The 21,502-nt window shown below is 41.4% G+C and carries 20 protein-coding genes; 10 read left to right on the top strand and 10 right to left on the bottom strand.

Annotated features, from left to right (window positions below; translation table 11 throughout):
• Window positions 1–39 precede the first annotated feature (39 nt).
• A complete protein-coding gene (locus QT327_RS18785; RefSeq protein ID WP_013665847.1) occupies window positions 40–1,623 on the top strand; it encodes a Na+/H+ antiporter in 1,584 nt (527 codons plus the stop codon).
• A 107-nt stretch (window positions 1,624–1,730) separates the two neighbouring features.
• Here the strand turns inward: QT327_RS18785 and QT327_RS18780 are convergent, their stop codons facing one another.
• On the bottom strand, window positions 1,731–3,356 hold the full coding sequence (locus QT327_RS18780) for a polysaccharide lyase (protein WP_289554446.1): 1,626 nt from the start codon (window positions 3,354–3,356) through the stop codon (window positions 1,731–1,733).
• A gap of 420 nt (window positions 3,357–3,776) precedes the next feature.
• Between QT327_RS18780 and QT327_RS18775 the strand changes: the two genes are divergently transcribed.
• The 3 genes from QT327_RS18775 (at window position 3,777) to QT327_RS18765 (ending at window position 7,314) form a co-directional block, all read left to right on the top strand.
• Window positions 3,777–3,980: a hypothetical protein gene (locus QT327_RS18775; protein ID WP_149105479.1), complete on the top strand. Its 204-nt coding sequence runs from the start codon at window positions 3,777–3,779 to the stop codon at window positions 3,978–3,980.
• Window positions 3,981–4,066: 86 nt separating this feature from the next.
• The gene (locus QT327_RS18770; RefSeq protein ID WP_289553684.1) at window positions 4,067–6,205 is read left to right on the top strand and encodes a TonB-dependent siderophore receptor; all 2,139 of its coding nucleotides are present in this window, start codon (window positions 4,067–4,069) and stop codon (window positions 6,203–6,205) included.
• A gap of 41 nt (window positions 6,206–6,246) precedes the next feature.
• Window positions 6,247–7,314 carry a PepSY-associated TM helix domain-containing protein gene (locus tag QT327_RS18765; protein ID WP_149105478.1) on the top strand — a complete coding sequence of 356 codons (1,068 nt, stop codon included), beginning with the start codon at window positions 6,247–6,249 and terminating at the stop codon, window positions 7,312–7,314.
• Window positions 7,315–7,535: 221 nt separating this feature from the next.
• Here QT327_RS18765 and QT327_RS18760 read toward each other — a convergent pair whose 3' ends face one another.
• Entirely contained in the window at window positions 7,536–8,603 is a 1,068-nt protein-coding gene (locus QT327_RS18760; RefSeq protein ID WP_149105477.1) for an NADH:flavin oxidoreductase/NADH oxidase, read from the bottom strand.
• A gap of 268 nt (window positions 8,604–8,871) precedes the next feature.
• On the opposite strand from QT327_RS18760, the gene QT327_RS18755 reads away from it, so the two are divergent.
• The 6 genes from QT327_RS18755 to QT327_RS18730 all read left to right on the top strand — a co-directional run bounded on the left by QT327_RS18755 (window position 8,872) and on the right by QT327_RS18730 (window position 14,959).
• Window positions 8,872–9,735 (top strand): FAD-dependent oxidoreductase, encoded by an 864-nt coding sequence (locus QT327_RS18755; protein ID WP_289553682.1) that lies wholly within the window; start codon window positions 8,872–8,874, stop codon window positions 9,733–9,735.
• 143 nt (window positions 9,736–9,878) lie between these two features.
• Window positions 9,879–10,262 carry an oxidoreductase dimerization domain-containing protein gene (locus QT327_RS18750; RefSeq protein ID WP_289553681.1) on the top strand — a complete coding sequence of 128 codons (384 nt, stop codon included), beginning with the start codon at window positions 9,879–9,881 and terminating at the stop codon, window positions 10,260–10,262.
• Between the two features lie 5 nt (window positions 10,263–10,267).
• The gene (locus QT327_RS18745; protein ID WP_289553680.1) at window positions 10,268–11,227 is read left to right on the top strand and encodes an ABC transporter ATP-binding protein; all 960 of its coding nucleotides are present in this window, start codon (window positions 10,268–10,270) and stop codon (window positions 11,225–11,227) included.
• Entirely contained in the window at window positions 11,224–12,795 is a 1,572-nt protein-coding gene (locus tag QT327_RS18740) for an ABC transporter permease/substrate-binding protein (protein WP_149105475.1), read from the top strand. Before QT327_RS18745 ends, QT327_RS18740 begins: the two co-directional genes overlap by 4 nt.
• Window positions 12,796–12,799: 4 nt before the next feature.
• Complete coding sequence (gene egtB / locus QT327_RS18735; protein ID WP_149105474.1) at window positions 12,800–13,951, top strand: ergothioneine biosynthesis protein EgtB; 1,152 nt, start codon at window positions 12,800–12,802, stop codon at window positions 13,949–13,951.
• Between the two features lie 12 nt (window positions 13,952–13,963).
• A complete protein-coding gene (locus QT327_RS18730; protein WP_149105473.1) occupies window positions 13,964–14,959 on the top strand; it encodes an L-histidine N(alpha)-methyltransferase in 996 nt (331 codons plus the stop codon).
• Between the two features lie 88 nt (window positions 14,960–15,047).
• Here QT327_RS18730 and QT327_RS18725 read toward each other — a convergent pair whose 3' ends face one another.
• The 8 genes from QT327_RS18725 to QT327_RS18690 all read right to left on the bottom strand — a co-directional run bounded on the left by QT327_RS18725 (window position 15,048) and on the right by QT327_RS18690 (window position 21,272).
• Window positions 15,048–15,809 (bottom strand): TerC family protein, encoded by a 762-nt coding sequence (locus tag QT327_RS18725; protein WP_013665836.1) that lies wholly within the window; start codon window positions 15,807–15,809, stop codon window positions 15,048–15,050.
• 13 nt (window positions 15,810–15,822) lie between these two features.
• Window positions 15,823–16,071 (bottom strand): TFIIB-type zinc ribbon-containing protein, encoded by a 249-nt coding sequence (locus QT327_RS18720; protein ID WP_242627290.1) that lies wholly within the window; start codon window positions 16,069–16,071, stop codon window positions 15,823–15,825.
• 185 nt (window positions 16,072–16,256) lie between these two features.
• Window positions 16,257–16,607 (bottom strand): hypothetical protein, encoded by a 351-nt coding sequence (locus QT327_RS18715; protein WP_013665834.1) that lies wholly within the window; start codon window positions 16,605–16,607, stop codon window positions 16,257–16,259.
• A gap of 105 nt (window positions 16,608–16,712) precedes the next feature.
• A complete protein-coding gene (locus QT327_RS18710) occupies window positions 16,713–17,516 on the bottom strand; it encodes a porin family protein (RefSeq protein ID WP_149105472.1) in 804 nt (267 codons plus the stop codon).
• A 1-nt stretch (window position 17,517) separates the two neighbouring features.
• Window positions 17,518–17,967 carry a PepSY-like domain-containing protein gene (locus QT327_RS18705; RefSeq protein WP_149105471.1) on the bottom strand — a complete coding sequence of 150 codons (450 nt, stop codon included), beginning with the start codon at window positions 17,965–17,967 and terminating at the stop codon, window positions 17,518–17,520.
• A gap of 305 nt (window positions 17,968–18,272) precedes the next feature.
• Entirely contained in the window at window positions 18,273–19,607 is a 1,335-nt protein-coding gene (locus QT327_RS18700; protein ID WP_289553678.1) for a sensor histidine kinase, read from the bottom strand.
• A complete protein-coding gene (locus tag QT327_RS18695) occupies window positions 19,558–20,226 on the bottom strand; it encodes a response regulator transcription factor (RefSeq protein ID WP_289553677.1) in 669 nt (222 codons plus the stop codon). Before QT327_RS18695 ends, QT327_RS18700 begins: the two co-directional genes overlap by 50 nt.
• A 158-nt stretch (window positions 20,227–20,384) precedes the next feature.
• Window positions 20,385–21,272: a dienelactone hydrolase family protein gene (locus QT327_RS18690; protein ID WP_149105468.1), complete on the bottom strand. Its 888-nt coding sequence runs from the start codon at window positions 21,270–21,272 to the stop codon at window positions 20,385–20,387.
• Window positions 21,273–21,502 lie beyond the last annotated feature (230 nt).

Below are 21,502 nucleotides of genomic sequence, written 5' to 3'. Positions count from 1 at the left end.
TAAATTTGATCCTACATTTGTACTCCAAAAAACCTTAAGATGTTCGACCACTTTCCTTTCTACATAGGCTTACTGATTGTGATCTTGCTTCTGATCATGCTTGCAAAAAAATTGCGTATTGCTTATCCAATTGTACTAGTTATTGCCGGCCTGCTTATCAGTTTTATTCCGGGTCTACCTCGTGTCCATATAGAGCCCGAACTTATCTTTGTGATTTTCCTTCCCCCTTTGTTGTACGAAGCCGCATGGGCAACTTCCTGGAAAGAACTTTGGCGGTGGCGGCGCATTATCGTAAGCTTTGCTTTTGTCGTAGTTTTTCTAACAGCCCTCTCGGTAGCCTTGGTAGCCAATCATTTTATACCCGGATTCTCGCTGGCGCTAGGTTTTGTCCTCGGTGGTATTGTTTCGCCACCGGATGCGGTTAGCGCCACTGCAATCCTAAAATTTGTAAAAGTACCACGTAGAATGGTTTCCATTCTGGAGGGCGAAAGTTTAATGAACGACGCCTCTTCGTTGATCATCTTCCGATTTGCTCTCGTTGCGGTTGCTACCGGGCAATTTGTGTGGCATGAAGCGGCGCTCAGTTTTGGATGGATGGTTACTGGCGGTGTAGGAATAGGCCTGGCCATTGGGTGGATTTTTATGAAGGCTCATAAGTTACTACCCACCGATCCACAGATCGATATTGTACTGACCATTGTAACACCCTACGTGATGTATATTGCAGCAGAGGAAGCCCATTGTTCAGGCGTGTTGGCGGTAGTTTGCGGTGGTCTGTTATTAGCCAATAAGCGCCATAATTTTTTAAGTAGCCAATCGCGACTAAGAGGTTTCAACGTATGGCAAAGCTTGGTGTTTGTGCTAAATGGCCTGGTATTTATGCTAATTGGTTTGGAATTGCCCGAAATCACTGCCGAGCTAGGTGGTATGAGCTTATCATCCGCTATAGGCTATGGCTTACTAATAAGTGCTGTGCTTATTATCGGCCGGATACTTGCAGCTTATGGAGCCGTGCTCGTTACGTTAATCGCCCGAAACTTTATCACCGTAGCCGACAAAAGAAACCCTGGAGCAAGAACGCCTTTTTTACTCGGTTGGTCGGGTATGCGGGGTGTAGTATCACTTGCTGCTGCCTTATCGATTCCGGTGCAGCTTGATAATGGAACAATATTTCCGCAACGCAATCTTATCTTATTTATTACGTTTGTAGTCATTCTCGTAACCTTGCTGGTGCAAGGATTAACCCTTCCCTATTTAATTAAGAAGATAGGCTTTCCTAACTTCGGCGACACCTTACCGGAGGAGGAAGCCGACAAATGGATTAAACGGCAATTGGCAACGCAGGCTCTGCGACATCTACAAACCTCCTATAAAGATCATTTGGAAAGTGATGGGATGTTAAAGCAACTCGTTTACAAATGGGAGCATAAGACCCGTACAGATGCTCCGGAAGAAAATATAAGCGGCCGACATAAAGAGATTTATTTAGCGATTATACAAGAACAACGGACCTGGCTGCTAATACATAGTAATAAAGAACAAAATCTTGACGAGGAGATTGTGCGGAAACATCTCTATTACCTTGACCTAGAGGAGGAACGTTTAGCCTTGCTGAAGGGTTAATCGATCTCCCGGTCGTTAAACATGCATCGTACCACTCCCGTCCCTAGTTAATTTAAGGAACGGGAGGTAGAGCTCTACATCATGTTCAAACCTTCTATTATCGTTTCTTATAATATTTTAGGAACCACACTATTTATAAATTCTTCAATATTGGTATATCCATCACCGTCCCGATCCAAGCTCGCATCGCCTGCATCTTTTGGATTCAAACCATGTGCAGTTTCCCACTCGTCCGGCATACCGTCTTGATCTGCATCCTGATAAGGAGTTCCCTTGTAGGTAGGGTAGCCACCAACCTGTTCCGGATCAGCGATTATGCCCATTTTATAGGAGTCTGCGGGTAGACGGCGTTTAACATAAGGGCTGCTTACGTCAGCTTTACTGTTTTTGTTATAAATAATCTTACCCGTTGCGACCTGTTTAATGACCCGTTCATCTACTGCATCGCGTTTCGGCAAGTTTGCTCCGACGTTCTTTAATACATGGTCATAAGCTTCTTTTGCGGACATCAAGGTAACTTTAGCCATCGGGAATGGTTTGTCGACACGAATCTGTGCGGTGTAAGGCTCCGCATTGGGCTTGTTTCCAATCTGTACACCCCCGGCCCAATTATCCGCTGTTACTGTTGCATTTCCTTCCACGATATTACCCGAGACATAAGCTTTTCCATATTCATTTTCATGCCCGCGATCTCTATTTCCTTCCGGCTTCAGTATACGATGCCCAATAGGTTTATCAATCGGCGTGATCGGCCCCGGTTTGTAATAGTTATTAATAAAATTGAAAAGCGAACGATGATCGCCCCCATCAGCGCTTCGATTCCACCAATTGAAGATAACATTATTAACAAAGCCAAAATCACCGTACATACCTATAGAAGGATTCCGACTAATGTTAGACGCCCAAAGGTTTCGCATAAACGTGCTGTTGAGTCCGCCAATGGTACTTCCAAAAGCGTGGTTATAACGGTCTAAGGCTTCTGAAAAGATTGAATTCTGTATAGTTACATTGACTGTTGGCAGTTTTTCCTGTTTCGTGCTATCTCCCCTATTATATACGTGACGATACATTGACATATTCTCATCGAGGCCCCAGCTCGCTGATACATGATCAATAATAATATTCCCGATACCATTTCCTCCCAAGGCATCGTCTCGTCTGTTAACATCGGTACTTCCCCGTCTGAAACGCATGTAGCGAATCACGACATCATGCGTATCAATCCATACCGATTCACCCGCAATACAAATACCGTCGCCAGGGGCAGTTTGCCCGGCAATGGTAATATAGGGCGCTCGGATACTAACGGGGCTTTTCAGATGAATAATACCAGCTACATTAAATACGACAATACGTGCCCCCCCTTGTTCACAGGCTTCGCGAAAGGTCCCCGGGCCGCTGTCTGCCAAACTCGTAACCACATATACTTTACCACCACGCCCCCCAAAAGAAAACGCACCACCACCTTCAGCGCCGGGAAAGGCAGGTATTTTTGCCTGTGGAAGATCTTCGGGTTTACTTGCCCAAGGGATATAGGGCTTCCCATTTTTCGCTTCTTTCTCGATAACCGGAAGTGCTTTAGCCCAAGCTGCCTCCTCATGGGCTTGAAATTTGGCCATCTCCGCATTTGCGGAATCTTCTATTGCTTTCGGTATAACTGGATATTGCGCCTTTGTGACACCTATTGAGCATGCCAACATACCCAGTGTGATTGCTGTGATTGATGCTTTCATCATAAATTAAAATTGATTCGCAATTAATGTAGAGGTGTTACGCTCTTGTCCCATCTAATATTGGCTAGTTGAAACAAATATCTACGCAATCGCATCATTTTTTTTGACCTTTATTATCTTCTTTCTATAACATCTTAGCTATCCTTGTAAAAAATTAGGAAGGCTAATTTATCTATAGAGAAAAACAAGAAGAATTTCTTTTGCATTACACTTTTTTTTAGCTTTGCAGCACCCATGTGTACGATGAAATCAAAACTTACTGTTTGCTTCTTGATACTGGTTGTATTAATGCAGCCTTTCGGCAGATTTTGGTTATTCGTATCTTTTAAATTAAATCAGCAGTATATAGCGACGGAGCTCTGTATTAATCGAGATCGGCCCGAATTACAGTGTAACGGGCAATGTGTTTTGATGAAAAAAATGAAAGAGCTCGAAAAAAGAGAACATGAACAGCAGCAAGAAATGGTAAAGCAGCTGGCTGAAATCATCTATTTACAAACGCCCCAACTTGCTCAACTTAATACAATTCCTACTTACAACATTAAGCAATCTTTTCTGATTGCCTATACCCAAGGAAGGCCAACTAATTACCATACTTCTTTATTGAAACCACCCAGGGTGTAATTTAAAATCTTTTTCAGACATAGGCATCAACCGTTTTAGCAAGATTCGGCATGTATTCTTTTTTGATTTTAAATTATGCTTTAACAATGAGATTCATAAGTAGTCTCTTTGTGTTATTGCTTCTTTCTATAGCAGTAACGCAAGGACAAACCATTTCTATCGATACGAACACCACGCGTAAACTCGACGAGGTATTGATCAGTGCACGACAAAAGCGCTATCAGATTGATAGTGTAACCAATGTTACGCGCACACCCAGTTCGTTGCAGCAAACACCGCAATCCATACAAGTGATTAGCCAACAGGTCATTCGCGACAAGCAGGCATTTACGCTAAACGATTTAACGAATACCTTAACAGGTGTAAAGGCCAATAACGGTATGGGATATTACAGCCTAAGAGGCTTTACTTTTTACAATCCTTTTGACGCAGGCATCATCACCTTCAACGGCATACGGGGAAATTTATATTTATGGAGTCAACAACCGCTACTTTACAATATAGAACAGGTTGAAGTATTAAGGGGACCTTCTTCGGTTCTTTTCAGTAATAATGCACCGGGGGGCACCATAAATTTTACCACTAAAAAGCCATTATCGCTGCCGCAGCTGGAACTAAGTGCATTTTATGGCAGCTGGAATGCTAAACGATTTTCTTTGGATGCTACGGGCCCCTTAACTAAGAATAAAAAACTGCTTTATCGTAGTATTGTCGGGTACGACCAAGGAAATAGTTTTCGCGACTATCAGGATGTTCGTAACTTGTTAATTGCTCCTTCCCTTTCTTATGAATTTAATTGCACCGGCAAACTGCTGCTGGAGGTAAACTACGCCTACGAGAAAGCCGTGCAGCAATATGACCGAGGTTCTTATGTTTTCACTCGCCCTGATGGTACCTTTGATTTTGATTATTATCCGAATAACCTAACGGCACAGAGCCCGAGTGACTATGGAAAAACGCATAACACATCCGTCAATCTGCGTTACGATCAACAATTGGGCAATAAGCTCCGACTTACCTTGGTGCAACATTATGTGCGAAGTCGTTTCGATTATACCGACCATATTGTAACCGGTTTGATTCAGCATGACTCGATCAGTAGATCGTATCAAGACTGGCTATACGACCAATTTAACTGGCAAACAACGGCCTTTCTCAACTATGTTTTAAAAACAGGGCCATTAACTCATAATATCTTAACCGGTATCGATTATAATAATTATGGTTGGCATAAAAATGACTACCGAAATTCACCGGCGCAACGCATTAGCATTTTTAATCCCGATTATAGCCTTGACCCCCCAGCCCCTAACCCGGAAGTCGATTATTACGACGACAATAAAGAGCGTATTCATTTAATTGGCACTTATGTGCAGGATCAGATAAAATATAAAGATTTAATTTTGTTGCTATCCTTGCGCTATGATGATTACAGCTTGAGACGCGTCCCTTTATCAGCGCGTGATAATGAGCAAGGAAACGAATCGGATGCTTCGGCCTGGATTCCGCGAGTAGGATTAGTCTATTCGCCTATTGATGCGCTTTCCTTTTACGGCAGCTACACCACATCCTTCAATCCACAAACTTCCAATTCAGTACGAAACGGAGGGCCATTCCCGCCAAGAACAGCCAAGCAGGTTGAAGTGGGCAGCAAATCGTCTTGGTTCGAGAATCAATTTTCATTGACATTGGCGGCTTATCAGATCGATTACACCAATATATTAGCTGCTGCGCCGACAGATGAAAACCCAAATAGACAAGTCGCCATCGATGGAACACGTAGCAAAGGTTTTGAGGCCACTACCCAAGGGAACATCCATCATTTCAATCTGATAGTTGGATATGCGTACAACGATCATGTACTATTATCCGATAATACCTTAGGCGCTAAAGGTAGTCGCTTTGCAAATGCTCCCAAGCATATGGCCAATGCCTGGATCAAATACAATTTATCAACTGGTTTTGCAAAGGGGCTTGGTATCGGTATCGGTGGCAGGTACACCAGCAACCAGGTAGGTTTTGTAAGTGCACAAAATTTTTTGATACCAGCTTCCACTGTACTTGACGCTATGCTTAATTATGAACGTAACCGCTATAACATTCAATTCAATGTATATAATATTACAGATGAACGCTATTTTTTAGGCGGCAATTCGCGTACGGTTACGGCCTCGTTGGGTAATCCTTTTAATTTTAGAATAGGCATTAATTACCTGATTCGATAGTGACGTCAATAAAGAACAGATTACTACGCTGGGTATTTAGAATGCACGGCGTAACAGGGCTGATAACAGGTATTTTTCTAATCTTACTGGGATTGAGCGGATCAGCATTGGTTTTTATGGAAGAGTTGGACCATTATACCAATAGGCATCTTTTTCAAGTAAAAGAAACCGCGGCCAAAATGTCGCTTGATACGATCTATCATCGCATTACCGCTCAATATCCTCGGCTTAGCGGCATCGCCTGGTTAAATCCGCAAGCAGCTCCCACCGAAGCTTACAATTATCGTTTATACCTAAATGATAGTAAAATCCATACCTACGATCTAGCTGTATTGACCATTGATCCCTATACGGGTCGTATTATACGCGAAGGACGTTATGATCAATGGCAATCCGGCTTTATGCAGTGGTTATTTCAATTTCATTTCTCCTTTCATTTTGGTATGCCGGGTACCTTATTAACCGCTGTACTCGGAATAACTATGCTTATTTCTATTCTTACAGGCGTGCTGATTTATCGAAAACAGGTATGGAAAGTTTTGTGCTTTAAAAAACCGATTCGATGGCACAATAGAAGGATGCTAAGTTCCGATCTGCATCGTATCGTCGGTATTTGGTCTTTGTTGTTTAATGCGGTTATCTTTTTCACTGGCTTTTGGCTGAATCTTTTTGCCTTTGACTCGAGTGCATGGCACAGTAAAATGCAAGTAAATCCGCCCAATCGAGCAGATGTCCTCTCAATTGACAGCCTTTATAAGAAAGCTTCCCATGCATTGCCGCAGCTTAAAGTCCATTCCGTATATATGCCCACTCAACCCGGTCGCGGCTTCGCCATTCGCGGTAGCTTACCGGGTGATAATCCATTTTTTGGACAGGCAAGTAGCGTTACGTTAGACGTCAAAAGCGGAGCGGTCGAAGCTATAAAAGAATCCGATAAACTTGATTTCTCCGAAAAACTGCGCACACTGGTTCTACCCCTTCATGCCGGTAGTTTTGGTGGTCTGCCTGTTCGGATATTATATGTATTCATTGGTTTAACGCCTGGTTTATTAAGCATCACCGGTTTTTTATTATATCTAAAAAGAACGAATAAACAACGTAAAAGCTAGTAAGCAACAAAAATCCAACTACACCGCCAAATACTTTTTCCCGCAAAAAAGTATTCAAAAGCTCGTCGCCGGAATCTTGCTATAATGGTATGCATCAACATGCAAACAGCAAATTTCCTAGGCGACATTTCCGAAAGCCAACAGTTCATACTTTTAACCGAACGTATTAGCTTTAGCCTTTAAATATAGCCCTGTGTATGGGATCCCTACTATACAAGCGATTAATTCGGTTTGGCCCTTTCATACTGAATCGGCCATTCAATCGAATCCCGCAACTCATCAGCAGCCTGTAGCGGAAAATAAGGATTGCGCAAAAGTTCACGCGCCATGGCAATTAAGTCGGCATCGCCATTAACAAGAATGGTTTCGGCTTGCGTAGCATTGGTTATCAGCCCAACGGTTGCTGTTAGAATACCCGCTTCTTTCTTTATTTTTGAAGAAAAAGGCAATTGGTAAGCAGGACCTACAGGGATTTTTTGATAAGGAACAAGTCCGCCACTAGATACATCCAGTAGATCGACACCTCTGGTTTTGAGAATGGACGCTAACTGGATTGATTGATCCAAATCCCATCCACCTTCCGCCCAATCGCTAGCTGAAATTCTTACAAATAAAGGCAATTCTTTCGGTGCCACGCTTCGCACCGCATCAATAACTTCCAGTAACAACCGAATGCGATTCTCGAAACCGCCTCCATATTCATCTTGCCTTTGATTACTCAAAGGCGATAGAAATTGGTGCAACAAGTACCCATGTGCCGCATGTATTTCGATAAGCTCGAATCCGGCACGCAATGCACGCTCGGCCGCTGACTTAAAATTACTTACGATGGCACGAATCCCCTCTATATTCAATTCGACAGGTACGGCATAATTATCGGAGAAAGCAATTGGAGAAGGGGCCACCGGCACCCAGCCACCATCTTCAATACTAACTTTCCCTCTACCCTTCCAAGGCGCAGCCGTGCTGGCCTTACGCCCCGCATGGGATAACTGAATCCCAGGCACGGATTGTTGATTTTTAATAAATTGGGTAATCTGCAATAGCTTCTCAATATGAGCATCATTCCAAATACCTAAGTCGTCAGGTGAGATTCTGCCGTCGGGCGATACAGCGGTAGCTTCAGCGATGATTAGCGAAGCACCCCCAATAGCCCTACTTCCCAAATGCACTAAATGCCAATCATTGGCAAATCCGTCTACGGCGGAATATTGACACATCGGAGAAACTATTATTCTATTTTTTAAGGTAATTCCATTCAACGGGAGTGGACTGAAAAGCTTCGACATAATAAAGAAATAAATTAAAACACAAGTTTAAGGAAGGAATCTGAAATGTCCATCATCGTCGTCATTGCGAGGAAGAATGACGAAGCAATCTGCGTTTTTTAGGTGATCATCACCTTTTAGAAACCTCCTTTACATCAAATGTAGGGAAATTGTGTTAGATAGGTGTCAGAGAAAATTAAAAGTGAACTCCATTCACAAACCATTTAAGTGCTTTCTTGTTAGGAATTAAGGTGCTTGCGGACCTTCGAACACCTAGAAACCAATATATATGAAGATTAGACAATATGATGCCATTGTTATTGGCTCCGGACAGGCGGGCGTTCCCTTAGCGAAAAAACTTGCGAACCATGGAAAAAAAGTAGCCATCATTGAGAAGCGATGGATTGGTGGAACTTGCGTGAACGACGGTTGCACGCCTACTAAAACATGGATAGCTTCTGCAAAAGCAGCTTATGATGCCCACAAAAGTACTGAGCTCGGCGTTTTTGTAGAAGACGCTAAAATTGACATGACCATTATAAAAAAGCGTAAGGACAAAATCGTCAAAAATGCACGGAGCGGAAATCAAAAAGCATTGGAGAGTACTAAAAATTTAGATGTCATCTTTGGTGAAGCCGCTTTTACGGATTTCAAAACGATCGGTGTGACTTCCGATACCGGGTCTCAACAGATACTGAAGGCAGATTTATTTTTCTTGAATACAGGTACTGTCCCATTTATCCCCGAAATTGAGGGCCTCAACGCCATTAATTTCCTTACCTCGACCAGCATACTCGAATTGGATCAAGTGCCTGAGCATTTGCTAATTATAGGCGGCAATTATATTGGCCTGGAGTACGGCCAAATGTTCCGTCGCTTTGGCAGCAGAGTCACGATTGTGGAAAAATCGCCAAGAATTATGGCTCGCGAGGATCCGGACGTATCCGAAGAAATGCACAAATTACTGAAACCGGAAGGAATCGACATCCTGCTCAATGCGGAAACCACCTTTTTCGACAAGCAGGGACCTGAAAAAGTTGTAGCGACCATCCATACCAACGGAAAAAAGCAAAAAATTAGTTGTAGTCACGTGTTGGTCGCTACAGGCCGTGTTCCACAGACTGGACCGCTTAAGCTAAACACACCGGTGTAAAACTCGACAATAAAGGATACATAAAGGTAAACAGCAAACTCGAAACCAATGTAAAAGGCATTTATGCCTTAGGTGATGTGAAGGGCGGACCTGCATTTACCCATATTTCATATAATGATTATACAATTGTTTATCGTAATCTTTTGGAAAACACGAATTATACAACACGTAACCGATCGATACCCTATTGTGTATTTACAGACCCGCAGCTCGGACGCATCGGCCTGAGTGAGACAGAAGCGAAAAAACAGGGCTTAACTATAAAAGTAGCGAAGCTGCCGATGACCGCTGTGGCCCGCGCAGTTGAAACAGGCGATACCCGTGGTTTTATGAAAGCCATTGTAGATGCCAAAAGTAAACGAATACTAGGGGCTTCTATTCTTGCAGCGCAAGGCGGCGAAATCATGACCATCTTACAAATGGCTATGGAAGGTAAAATCACTTACGACCGCATTCGCTATGGCGTGTTTGCACATCCGCTTTATGCCGAATCATTAAATAATCTTTTTATGACATTGGAAGATTAAAATTTATGATCAAAGTACAAGGGGTAAGTAAATCGTACAATAGCCTAAAAGCAGTGAATGAGCTGTCTTTGGAAATAAAGGAAGAAGAAAATTTGATCCTTCTCGGTGCGAGTGGTTGCGGTAAAACGACAACGCTTAAAATGATTAACTGCCTGATTAAACCAGATCAAGGACAAATTTTCATTAATGGCAAGAACATTCAGGACCAGTCTCCGATAGACCTGCGACGGAATATCGGTTATGTTTTACAAAATAATGGCCTGTTCCCCCACTATTCAGTCGCTCAAAACATTGCTATCGTTCCACACTTATTGAAATGGGATAAAAAACGGACAGAAACGAGGGTAGATGAGCTATTGGAAAAACTGCACCTTCCCAACTCCTATCGAAGCAGGTATCCGCACGAATTAAGCGGTGGGCAACAACAACGCGTAGGAATTGCCAGAGCATTGGCAGCTCATCCTCCGATTTTGCTCATGGATGAACCTTTTGGGGCCTTGGATAACGTTACTCGGACAAAAATACAGGAAGAATTTAAAGCTTTAGATGAATTAAAAAGAAAGACCATCGTTATGGTTACGCATGATGTCCAAGAAGCGTTTACACTGGGTAACCAAATCTGCTTAATGGATAAGGGAGCAGTTGTCCAAATAGGCAAGCCTTGGGATCTATTATTTAAACCGTCCCATTCGCTGGTAACAAGCTTTCTACAGGAGCAACGCTTACAACTCGAGTTCAAGACAATTCTATTGGCAGCGTTATGGCCTTGGCTACCCACAGCGGACCAAACAAATGATCATATCACTCTTTCGTCCCAATCCACACTATGGGATGCACTGGAACGCCTTCAGCAGAATAAAACCGAAACACTTCAAATCGTCGACCATAAAAAAGAAGCAAAAACAGCAGGATTTGAGCAGTTAATGTCAGCTATTTACCGCTATAAAAAAACCATCGTTACATGAACGAACAACAGCAAACGCTCTGGCACTTTATGTGGCAACAGGCAGATAAGCTGTTGGTCCAAACCTTACAGCATATAGGCCTGACCTTCATTTCCTTGTTGATAGCGGTATTGTTGGGACTACCGCTGGGTATTTTAATTGCACGAAATCGAAATTTATCCGGAATTGTTTTAGGTACTGTTGGTATCTTGCAAACTATACCAAGCATCGCCCTACTAGGATTTCTAATTCCCGTACTTGGTATAGGTGCTAAACCAGCTATTGTAGCCTTATTTCTCTATGCTCTTCTTCCGATCATCCGCAATACCTATACGGGTATTACGGGCATTAACCCAACTGTCAAGGAAGCCGCTATTGCGCTTGGTCTTAACAAACAACAACTACTTCTACAGGTTGAATTACCACTCGCAATGCCCGTAATATTAGCGGGTATACGCACGGCTACCGTCATTAACGTCGGAGTGGCTACTTTGGCTTCTTATATTGCCGCCGGCGGCTTAGGCGAGTTCATCTTCGGCGGAATTTCTTTAAACAATACAAACATGATACTTGGCGGCGCTATACCGGCCGCATTACTCGCTTTGCTCTTTGATTTTTTACTTTCCCGTTTACAAAAATTGAATATTAAAACGCTTAACCGAACTACCCTTGCTATGCCGGTATTACTTATTTTATTAAGTCTGCTTTATTTTGTTCCCACGGCCTACGGAACAAAGCTCGTTGCCGGCTTTACGCCGGAATTTATGGGACGACAGGATGGGAATGTGGGGCTTGAAAGAATCTATGGCTTAAAAATTCATACGGTGGTCATCAATGATGCGGTCATGTATAAAGCCGCCTATGAAAAGCAATTGGACGTCATTAGCGGCTATTCGACAGATGGTCGTTTAAAAGCATATGACCTGGTTGTTTTAAAGGATGATAAGGGTATTTTCCCACCTTACTATGCAGCGCCCATTGTTCGAAATCAAGCGCTGGAAAAATTCCCTTCGCTCGAAAAAACATTGAATCTGCTGGTCGGAAAAATAAACGATAGCGTGATGACCGATCTAAATTACCGCGTTGATCATCTCCATCAATCACCTGAGCGCGTGGCACATGACTTTCTGAAAGCACACGGCCTGTGGAGAGAAAGAGGCGGAAAAAAGAAGGGAACAGTACGCTTGGGTTCTAAAATCTTTGGCGAACAATACATCTTGGCCAGCCTGTACAGTCAGTTAATAAAAGGTTTCACGGATTATGATGTAGTTGCCAAAACCGGCCTAGGCGGCACCAAAATTTGTTTCGATGCGTTGATGAATGATCAGATCGATCTTTACCCGGAATATACAGGAACAGGCCTCCTAGCCATTCTGAAGCCACCTCAACAAACGATTGATTCATTAGGTGGCGATAAAGATAAAACCTTCGCCTATGTCAAGGACCAATTCGAAAAAAAATACGGAATTAGCTGGCTGAAGCCTATCGGCTTTAATAACGCCTATGCACTCATGATGCGGAAACAGCAGGCAGAAACCTTTCATATTGAAACCATATCAAATCTCAAAGAGTATTTAAAAAATCAATAGTCATATGGATATATACACTCGTTATAAAAGTCTTCGTCAACGAACAGAAGATATTTGCCGTCCGCTAGCGATTGAAGATTATGTCGTCCAACCGATCGTAGACGTGAGTCCACCTAAATGGCATCTTGGACATACCACCTGGTTTTTTGAGACCTTTATTTTAACCCCTCATGTTCAGGGATATCAGCCATTTAATCCGGATTACAATTACGTTTTTAACAGCTACTACGAAACCATCGGCAATCGGGTCATCCGTACAGATAGAGGTAATCTTAGCAGACCAACCGTTGATGATATCTATCGCTACCGCCAACATGTAGATGAAGCCATATTAAAAATACTTTCGGCTCCTCTTGAGCCGGAAGTAAGCAATCTAATTGTATTGGGCATTCATCACGAGGAACAACATCAGGAACTTTTATATACGGACATTAAGTATATATTGGGCCACAATCCCCTATTTCCAGCCTATGATGTCACGTATCAACCACCTACTTTGAAATCAACATCAACTAATGATTTTATTCGCATTAAGGAAGGACTTTACGAAATTGGGTTTAAAGGGGATGGCTTTTGCTTTGATAACGAACTTGGTAGACATAAGGCTTATCTTAACGAATTTGAAATAAGTAACCGTTTAGTAAGTAATGCCGAATATCTTGAATTTATAAATGATGGTGGTTACAGCGATTTTCGCCATTGGCATGCCGAGGGCTGGGACTGGGTCAGAAACGAAAAAATAACGGCACCCCTCTATTGGCATTTCATTGACAATAGTTGGTATCATTATACGTTTCGGGGTCTGGAACCTATTGATTTAGAAGCATCTGTACGACATGTAAGTTACTTCGAGGCTTATGCTTATGCGGCTTGGAAGGGTTTAAGATTGCCTACTGAATTTGAATGGGAGGTGGCTGCGCCAAATTTTACCTGGGGAGAAAACTGGGAATGGACAGAAAGTGCCTACTTACCTTACCCTGGATTTAAAAAGGCCCCTGGCGCGATCGGTGAATACAATGGTAAATTTATGGTTAACCAAAAAGTATTACGTGGAGCTTCTGCGGTTACTTCGCCCGGGCACAGTCGTCTCACGTATCGAAATTTTTTCCAGACCAATCTACGCTGGCAGTTTACGGGCATTCGGTTAGCAAAATAATTGACAAAGAGCATGAACAAAAATATTTCAGATTTAATGGATGACCTATTCGAAGCCGCTAATACAAAAACAGCACTTTTTTATAACGATGTTATAAAAGGCCTTCGGGAGAACCCGAAGCACTTGGATTCTAAATATTTCTACGATGCGGCGGGCGACAAGCTATTCCGCGAAATCATGAACTGCCCTGAATATTATCTTACCCGGGCCGAACTCGAAATTTTTTCAGGGAAGACTGTCGAGCTTGCAGCGGCACTTAGCCGTGACCGGGATAGTTTTGATCTGATTGAATTAGGTGCCGGTGATGCAACAAAATCGACCTACCTACTAAAAGAATTGTTAGGGCAACAGATCGATTTTCGCTACATCCCCATTGATATATCGGCAAATGTAATTGAGAATCTTAACGAAAGTTTACCTAAAGTACTACCTCGACTTAAACTGACGGGTCTGAACGGTGAGTATTTTGAGATGCTGGAAAAAGCGACCTCGTTATCAAAGAGGCCTAAAGTTGTTTTATTCTTAGGATCAAATATCGGCAATATGCCTGTAGACAGGGTGACCGAATTTTGCAAAAAACTCCGCAAGCATTTATCTAAGGGCGACCGCCTACTTATGGGGATGGATATAAAGAAAAATCCCAAGACGATCTTGGCGGCTTATAATGATAAAAGCGGTATCACAAAACGTTTTAACCTGAACCTACTCGAGCGAATTAATCGCGAGCTCAATAGCAATTTTATTATAAGCCGTTTTGACCATTACGCTACCTATGATCCGGAAAGCGGGGCTTGCAAAAGTTATCTTATCAGCCTTGACAATCAAACCGTACAAATAGGTGAAGAGGTCTTTCACTTCGCTGAGAATGAGCCGATTTTTATGGAGATCTCACAAAAATTCAGCTTCGAGCAGATTCAAGACTTAGCCGATAAATCCGGGTTTAAATTTATTGATCAACTGTTTGACAGTAAAAAATGGTTCACTGACGTTATTTGGTCAGCTGAATGATAATTTGGTATTTTCTCCCGTCATAAAAATAAGAAAGCAAAATCCCGCGGCATTTCAGGCTCACGGGATTTTGATCAATTCTCCCGTTTTATAACTGCGTATCGTTTAGTTTAATGGTTCGTTTTTTTCGAAGTCGGATATTCAATAATTCGACAATCAACGAAAAACCCAAACAAGAATAAATAATGCTTTTACTTACCTCCTGATGGAAACCTCCGGCAATTAACACTACGCCTATGACAACCAGAAACGTTAAAGCAAGCATCTGCAAGGTAGGCTGTTTGTTAATAATCCGTAATACAGGGCCGGCAAAAGCCATCATTACACCGATGGATATAATAACCGCTATAATCATGATCAGTACGTAATCAACTAAACCTACTGCGGTTAAAATTGAATCGAAGGAAAAAACAGCATCAACCAAAACTATTTGTACTAAGACCGCACCGAAGCCAACCGGACTTTTTTTCTGGTGTAGGTCTTCATCCTGTTCTTGCAATTTATGATGGATTTCTAAGGTGCTTTTCACAATCAGAAAGAGTCCACCAGCTATCAGAATGAGATCCTTGTAGCTAAGCGGGATATCCTCCTTACCAAATAAACTTAAGGTCATAACCGGGTCCTTCAGTCCGATAATCCAGTTTATGCAAAGCAATAAGGCAATTCGGAAAACCATCGCCAAGGTCAAGCCAAGATTACGTGCTTTGCGCTGTAATTTCTCCGGCAACTTTCCTGCAACAATGGAGATGAAAATGATATTATCGATACCTAATACAATCTCAAGAAAGCATAAAGTAATCAGGCTGATCCAAACTCCGGGATCGGCAAAATTAGGGATTTCAAATTCCATAGGGCGTCAGGGATTAATCGAAGTCAAATAAATCACCTAAAAACGATTTCTTTTTATGTGGTCGTTGTTGATAACGCTTATCACGATAGTCGGATTTGTCTTTATAGTCGTTCCACTGATTTGAGCTGTTATATGATTCAGAAGGCTCATCGTTTTGCCCATTATCAACGTAATTGATAATTTTGTCAAGCTCTCCTTTATCGAGCCAAATCCCCCGACATTTTGGACAATAATCTATTTCCACCTGGTATCTTTCGGACATCAGTAAAGTTTCATTACAATTCGGACATTTCATTTTACTACTTTTTTTTAGGATTCAACTCAGTATCTATTAATTAAAATTGAACAGGTTTAACGACATAGCAAACCTACACTCGCTTTTCCATGTTCATTCGTCCCCCGCTTGTCGGGGAACCTACAATTAGAAGTTATATGAAATATGGTCCGTCAGAACAAGGTATAGATGTGTAAAAAAGTATAATAGGAAGGCTTTAGCCAGCACCCATGGATAAGGAAAAAGGTCGTAATGCTTTGATTAACCGATACTACCGACTCTGCATCAATTCGCTTGTATTTTTCGAGTCCCTTCTTTTCTTTTTCAGCATGGATGTATTTTCCCGGCCCAATTTCCAAATCGTCCAACAGCGTCTCTTGGACGAGTACGCTCTGCACTTCCTTTCCTGTATTTAAAAGCAAGTTTTGATAAAGCAGAAAAAAAGGAAAGAGTATGCTCAACCACAGTAGTAGTAGAGAAAAACGCTTTCTGATTATTATGTTGTCGCGTAAGAGGGAAGACACAAACTATTACTTTTTATTCAAAAATAAACATTATGGACTTTCATTAGATATTATAACAGACAATATCAGCGAAAAGTTACAAAAAACGAAAAGGTATTGACTCATTTAGTTCCCCTGCTTATGTCTTAGCAAACCAAGGGGATTATTATAGATTACATCCAGTGCTAAGTAGTGTGCAGAAAAAGGCGACTGGGATCCCACCAAATTGTTCATATAGCCAAGATCAATGGTGAACGGTAACTCCTGTGGTGATATCGAATAATAAAAAGTGAATCTGCTTTCCCGATATTTGAAGCTCGACCACCTTTCAGACAAGGCACTTCTACTTGTTGAAAATAAGGATTCGTATCCACCAATAAGCTTATGAATTTTGTGTTTATCTAAATTGATTGCAAGTTGTAATTTTAAACGTGACCGAAGTTGAAGATCTTCCGAAGATGCTTCTTCAAAAGGTTGAGCAAAAGTTCGAAGCTCTTGCCGAAAAGTAGTGGTGAATTTTAGCCTTTCATTTTTAATTGTATAGGCCATTCGTCCGTACAATCTCCACTCCCGTTCAAAACCCGCAACTGTTCGTCTATAAGGAGCAAAATCGTTATACTCCTCTTGCTTCCGATAACTCAAAGCGATTGAGTATTGCCAATGCGGGTGAAACCGATGATAAAATTCCTGATTTATCACCAGAATAGCAGGCTTAAAAAATAGGGCGTAATTGTCCGGATTACTTTTACGCCCTAAACCGATATAAGACATCGATTGCCATTTTTTTGAGACACCTAAATCTTGCCTTAATCCAAACGCAAACCAACCGGCGGTGTTTGCTTCCCCTAAGCCAGGGGGGCTAATCTGAGCATAAGTTGCGCTTGATAAACAAAAAGCGGTAAAGCAAAGAAGCAAAAGGAGCTTTTTCATGTTAATCCAACGCGCTGCTCAACACCTTCCCATTCGTATCAAAAGCCACCTTTAGTTCTTCGGCAGCACTTTTCAGTTCAAGTGTATAGACAACTTGTTGCGCTTTCGTAATCTTCTTCACATCTTCTATACGATATTTACTAAAGTCTTTTTTGATCGTTGCTAACACCGTTGAAGGCAAATCCTTTTTGGAAACTTCTTCTTTATGTTCGATCAACTTCCCTCCTTTATCGTACCATACATCATGATCTACAGACAAGAGACCTGTCTCAAACTCAACCTTGTATAGATCGCCCTGCATCTCCCATTCTACGTCCGAAGCTTTTGGAAATGCTTTATTGAAACTGTTTACCACGACGGACGGAACCTGGCTTGGTTGGATATCCTGTCCAAGCGAAACACCGGCATTGATCAGCAATGCGAAAAAACCGATTAACATACTCTTTTCCATGTTCTTTTAATTATTGATTTAATACAAAGAAATGGGTCAATTCTGGAAAAAATCTGGAATACAAAACGCAAAGACACAAATGTAATATTCGCCTATTATGCATTAGTTTCTTCATCCGTTTATCATACTAAAGTTCTACCCTTTCCCTAAACAGGGGGTAAAGAAAGGGTAAACAAAAGGTTTAGTCAGAGGTAAAGAAAAGGTAAACGAAGGGTATAGAAATAGTAAGGAAAAGGTATTGCAAGTATAAGCGTTTGTTTGGTGTGATCCTGAGACTAGTTCTTGTCTCAGAATAGACGGCATTTTCACTTTACATTATTAAATCGAATCTCGAAGCAATGTTTGCTTTCAAAAAAATAATACGAAACATTAAAATCATACAGATTACAGATAGCTTTCATAATGGCTAAGCCCAGGCCGGTTCCTTCCGATTTTTTGTCGGTCGATTTATAAAAACGATTAAATATTTTATCAGCTTCGAGTGGCCCGCTTTTCGCTGTATTGCTTACGGTTAGCGCATCAGTCTTTATTTCAACACGAACCTGCCCGTGTGGCATGTTATGAAAAATCGCATTCCTAATGAGGTTAGAAACAATAATATTAGCCAATGCGGGGTCCATTTCCACGGTTAAATCCGCCTCTTCATGTACTTCTATTGCTGTATTTTTAAATGTTGCAAACTCCTCTAAATCTAGTAAGGTTTGTTTTATCACTTCATTCAAGGATATATTTTGCTGATCAAAAAATTGCTTGTTTTCGATTTTTGTTAAAAGTAATAGGGATTTGTTCAAACGAACTAAGCGTTCGATTATTTGCAGTACTTGCGCAATATTTTCCGCTTGCTCATTTTCTATATTTCCCTTCTCAAGCAGTAACTCCAATTTACTCGTAGCTATCGCTAAGGGTGTTTGTAACTCATGCGAAGCGTTTTCAATGAATTGTTTTTGCTGTTGGTAAGTTTCCATACTATGCTGCAGCAACGTATTAACGGCATTCTTCAGCATACTGAATTCTTTCACATCGGTATTTATATCAGGTAGCTCCCTACTACGTCCTAACCTGAATCTAGTAACCTGGTTTAAGAAGTTATAGAAAGGCTGCCATAATTTTCGTAAAACAATGTTGTTGATAAGAATAATACTCACGACCAAAATGACATAGAGCCAGAACACCGACCAAAAAAGATCTTCAATTAAATCATCTTCTTCTACCATTGAATTGATGACTCTCAACTCATAAAAATGTCCTTGGTGTTCGAATGCAGTTGTAAGCATGCGCACGGGCTCTAAATCGTCTTCATCCAGCATATACATAAGCGTGTCCGAATACCGATCTTTCATTTTAATCGCAAGTTTTTCCTCCACTTCCCGAATGGCATAGTTACTTTCATCAAAATAGTTTTTCTTCAATATGGTAGAGTCTGTATCTGCTTTTTGAAGAATCAGCACTTTATAATTTTCCAAGCCATCGTCAATGCTATCATGAATTTCATCGAGCATATTGATGTAAAAAATGATTGACCAGATGGTTACAATGAGTAAAATCGAAACGGAAAGATATTTCAGTGATTTATTGAGCAGCTTCATTTCTCTACCATTTATAACCGACTCCGTAAACCGATTCGATTTCAATCGCTGCATTAGCTTGCTGTAATTTTTTTCGAAGGTTTTTAATTTGATAGTAAATGAAGTCGAGGTTGTCTGCCTGATCAATGTTATCGCCCCAAACATGTTCAGCCAAAGCCGATTTGGTAACCAGACGATTGGTATTTAGTAGAAAATAATTGAGTATGTCAAACTCCTTTCGATTGAGTGCAACCGCTTCCCCATTCACTAAAAGTTGTCGCTCATTTAAGTCTAACACAACATTTCGTGTTTCGATCGTATGTTTACCGTCCAGCTTCTTTCTTCTTAAAACTGCTTTGATACGTGCATTGAGTTCCGCAATATGAAAAGGTTTAGTTAAATAATCGTCCGCTCCCAGTTCAAGTCCTTTTAGTTTATCATCCAACGAATCTTTTGCCGAAATAATGATAACGTTCTCTGACTTTTCGGATTGTTTCAGCTGTTCCAACAATTGAAGTCCGCTACCACCGGGCAGCATAATGTCCAGCAGAATACAATCATAGTCATACATCTGAATCTTGTCCATGGCCGTATGATAGTCGCTAGCTGACTCAATTAAAAAGTATTCTTTAAGCAACGAAGAAGTAATAGCGTCCAATAGATCTTCCTCGTCCTCAACAATCAAGATTTTCATCTAGTTATCATTTGTTCGTCATCAACTTCAGGACCACTGAAAAGCTGTCCTTACCCACCTATACGTAATTTTTCATTACGGCAAGTATAGGGTTAAATTCTGGAAAGAAGTTGGAATACCCGCTTTTATTTATAGGTATCCTTTTACAAACTTTTACCTTACTTTAACTTTTGAGAAAAGAAGTCGATGGTACGTTTCCATGCCAACTGCGCAGCTTCTTTGTCGTACCGGGGCGTGGTATCATTGTGAAACCCGTGATTGGCATTCTCGTATATAAAAGCCTTATAATCTTTATGATTTTCCTTTAATGCTTTTTCATAAGCTGACCATCCTTCATTTACGCGGGTATCGAGTGCTGCATAATGCAACAGCAAAGGCGCTTTTATTTGCGGCACTTCATCCAAAGGAGCTTGGCCACCATAAAAAGGAACCGCCGCAGCCAAGTTTGGAATTCGGACTGCCATCATGTTGGCAATCCAGCCCCCAAAACAAAAACCAACTACCCCGACCTTACCGTTGCAGAACTTGTCCTTTTCTAGATAATTAAAGGCTGCGATAAAATCTTCGAGCATTTCATTTCTATCCCGTTTACTCTGCAATTCGCGGCCTTCATCATCATTACCTGGATAACCACCGAGCGGACTTAAGGCATCAGGAGCCAAACTTACAAAGCCTGCTAATGCAGCACGTCTCGCAACATCTTCTATGTGTGGGTTAAGCCCTCTGTTCTCATGCACTACAACGATACCGCCCAATTTTTCTACATCGTTTTTAGGCATGCTTAAAAGCGCTTTTATAGTACCGCCACCCTTGGGTGATGGGTAATCGATGTAGCTTGAAGTGATTCTTGGATCATCGGCTCGCACCTGAATAGCATCCTGATAATCAGGCATTAGAAAACTCATTAGCGACGTAACGGTAACTCCACCAACCGCATAAACCGAAAGCTTTTGCATAAAATCGCGCCGAGTGATACGATTGTGCGCATAATCATCATATAGATCAAAAACTTCCTGTTTTACATCTTCTTTTTTTAGGCTTTTCATAATTATGAATTTTTATAAAATTAAGAATGAACGGAACAAATACACGGATTAGTCATGTAAAATTTAAATGACTATCGATAGCCGTCGGCTGGCTAATGTTTAGAAGAAATGACAAAGGCCTTGCCTGGGAAGCAATGGCCTTTGCATATTATAATCAACCTAAACCTTATCTAGTTAACAGCATTCTTAATATTTTGTTTTGTCAAATAAAAACATCAACACGAAATACG

This window comes from Olivibacter sp. 47, from assembly GCF_030372825.1.
GTDB classification, from domain to species: domain Bacteria; phylum Bacteroidota; class Bacteroidia; order Sphingobacteriales; family Sphingobacteriaceae; genus Olivibacter; species Olivibacter oleidegradans.
The sequence above is the reverse complement of the archived record's forward strand: the minus strand, read 5'-3'. Positions and strand labels throughout refer to the sequence as shown.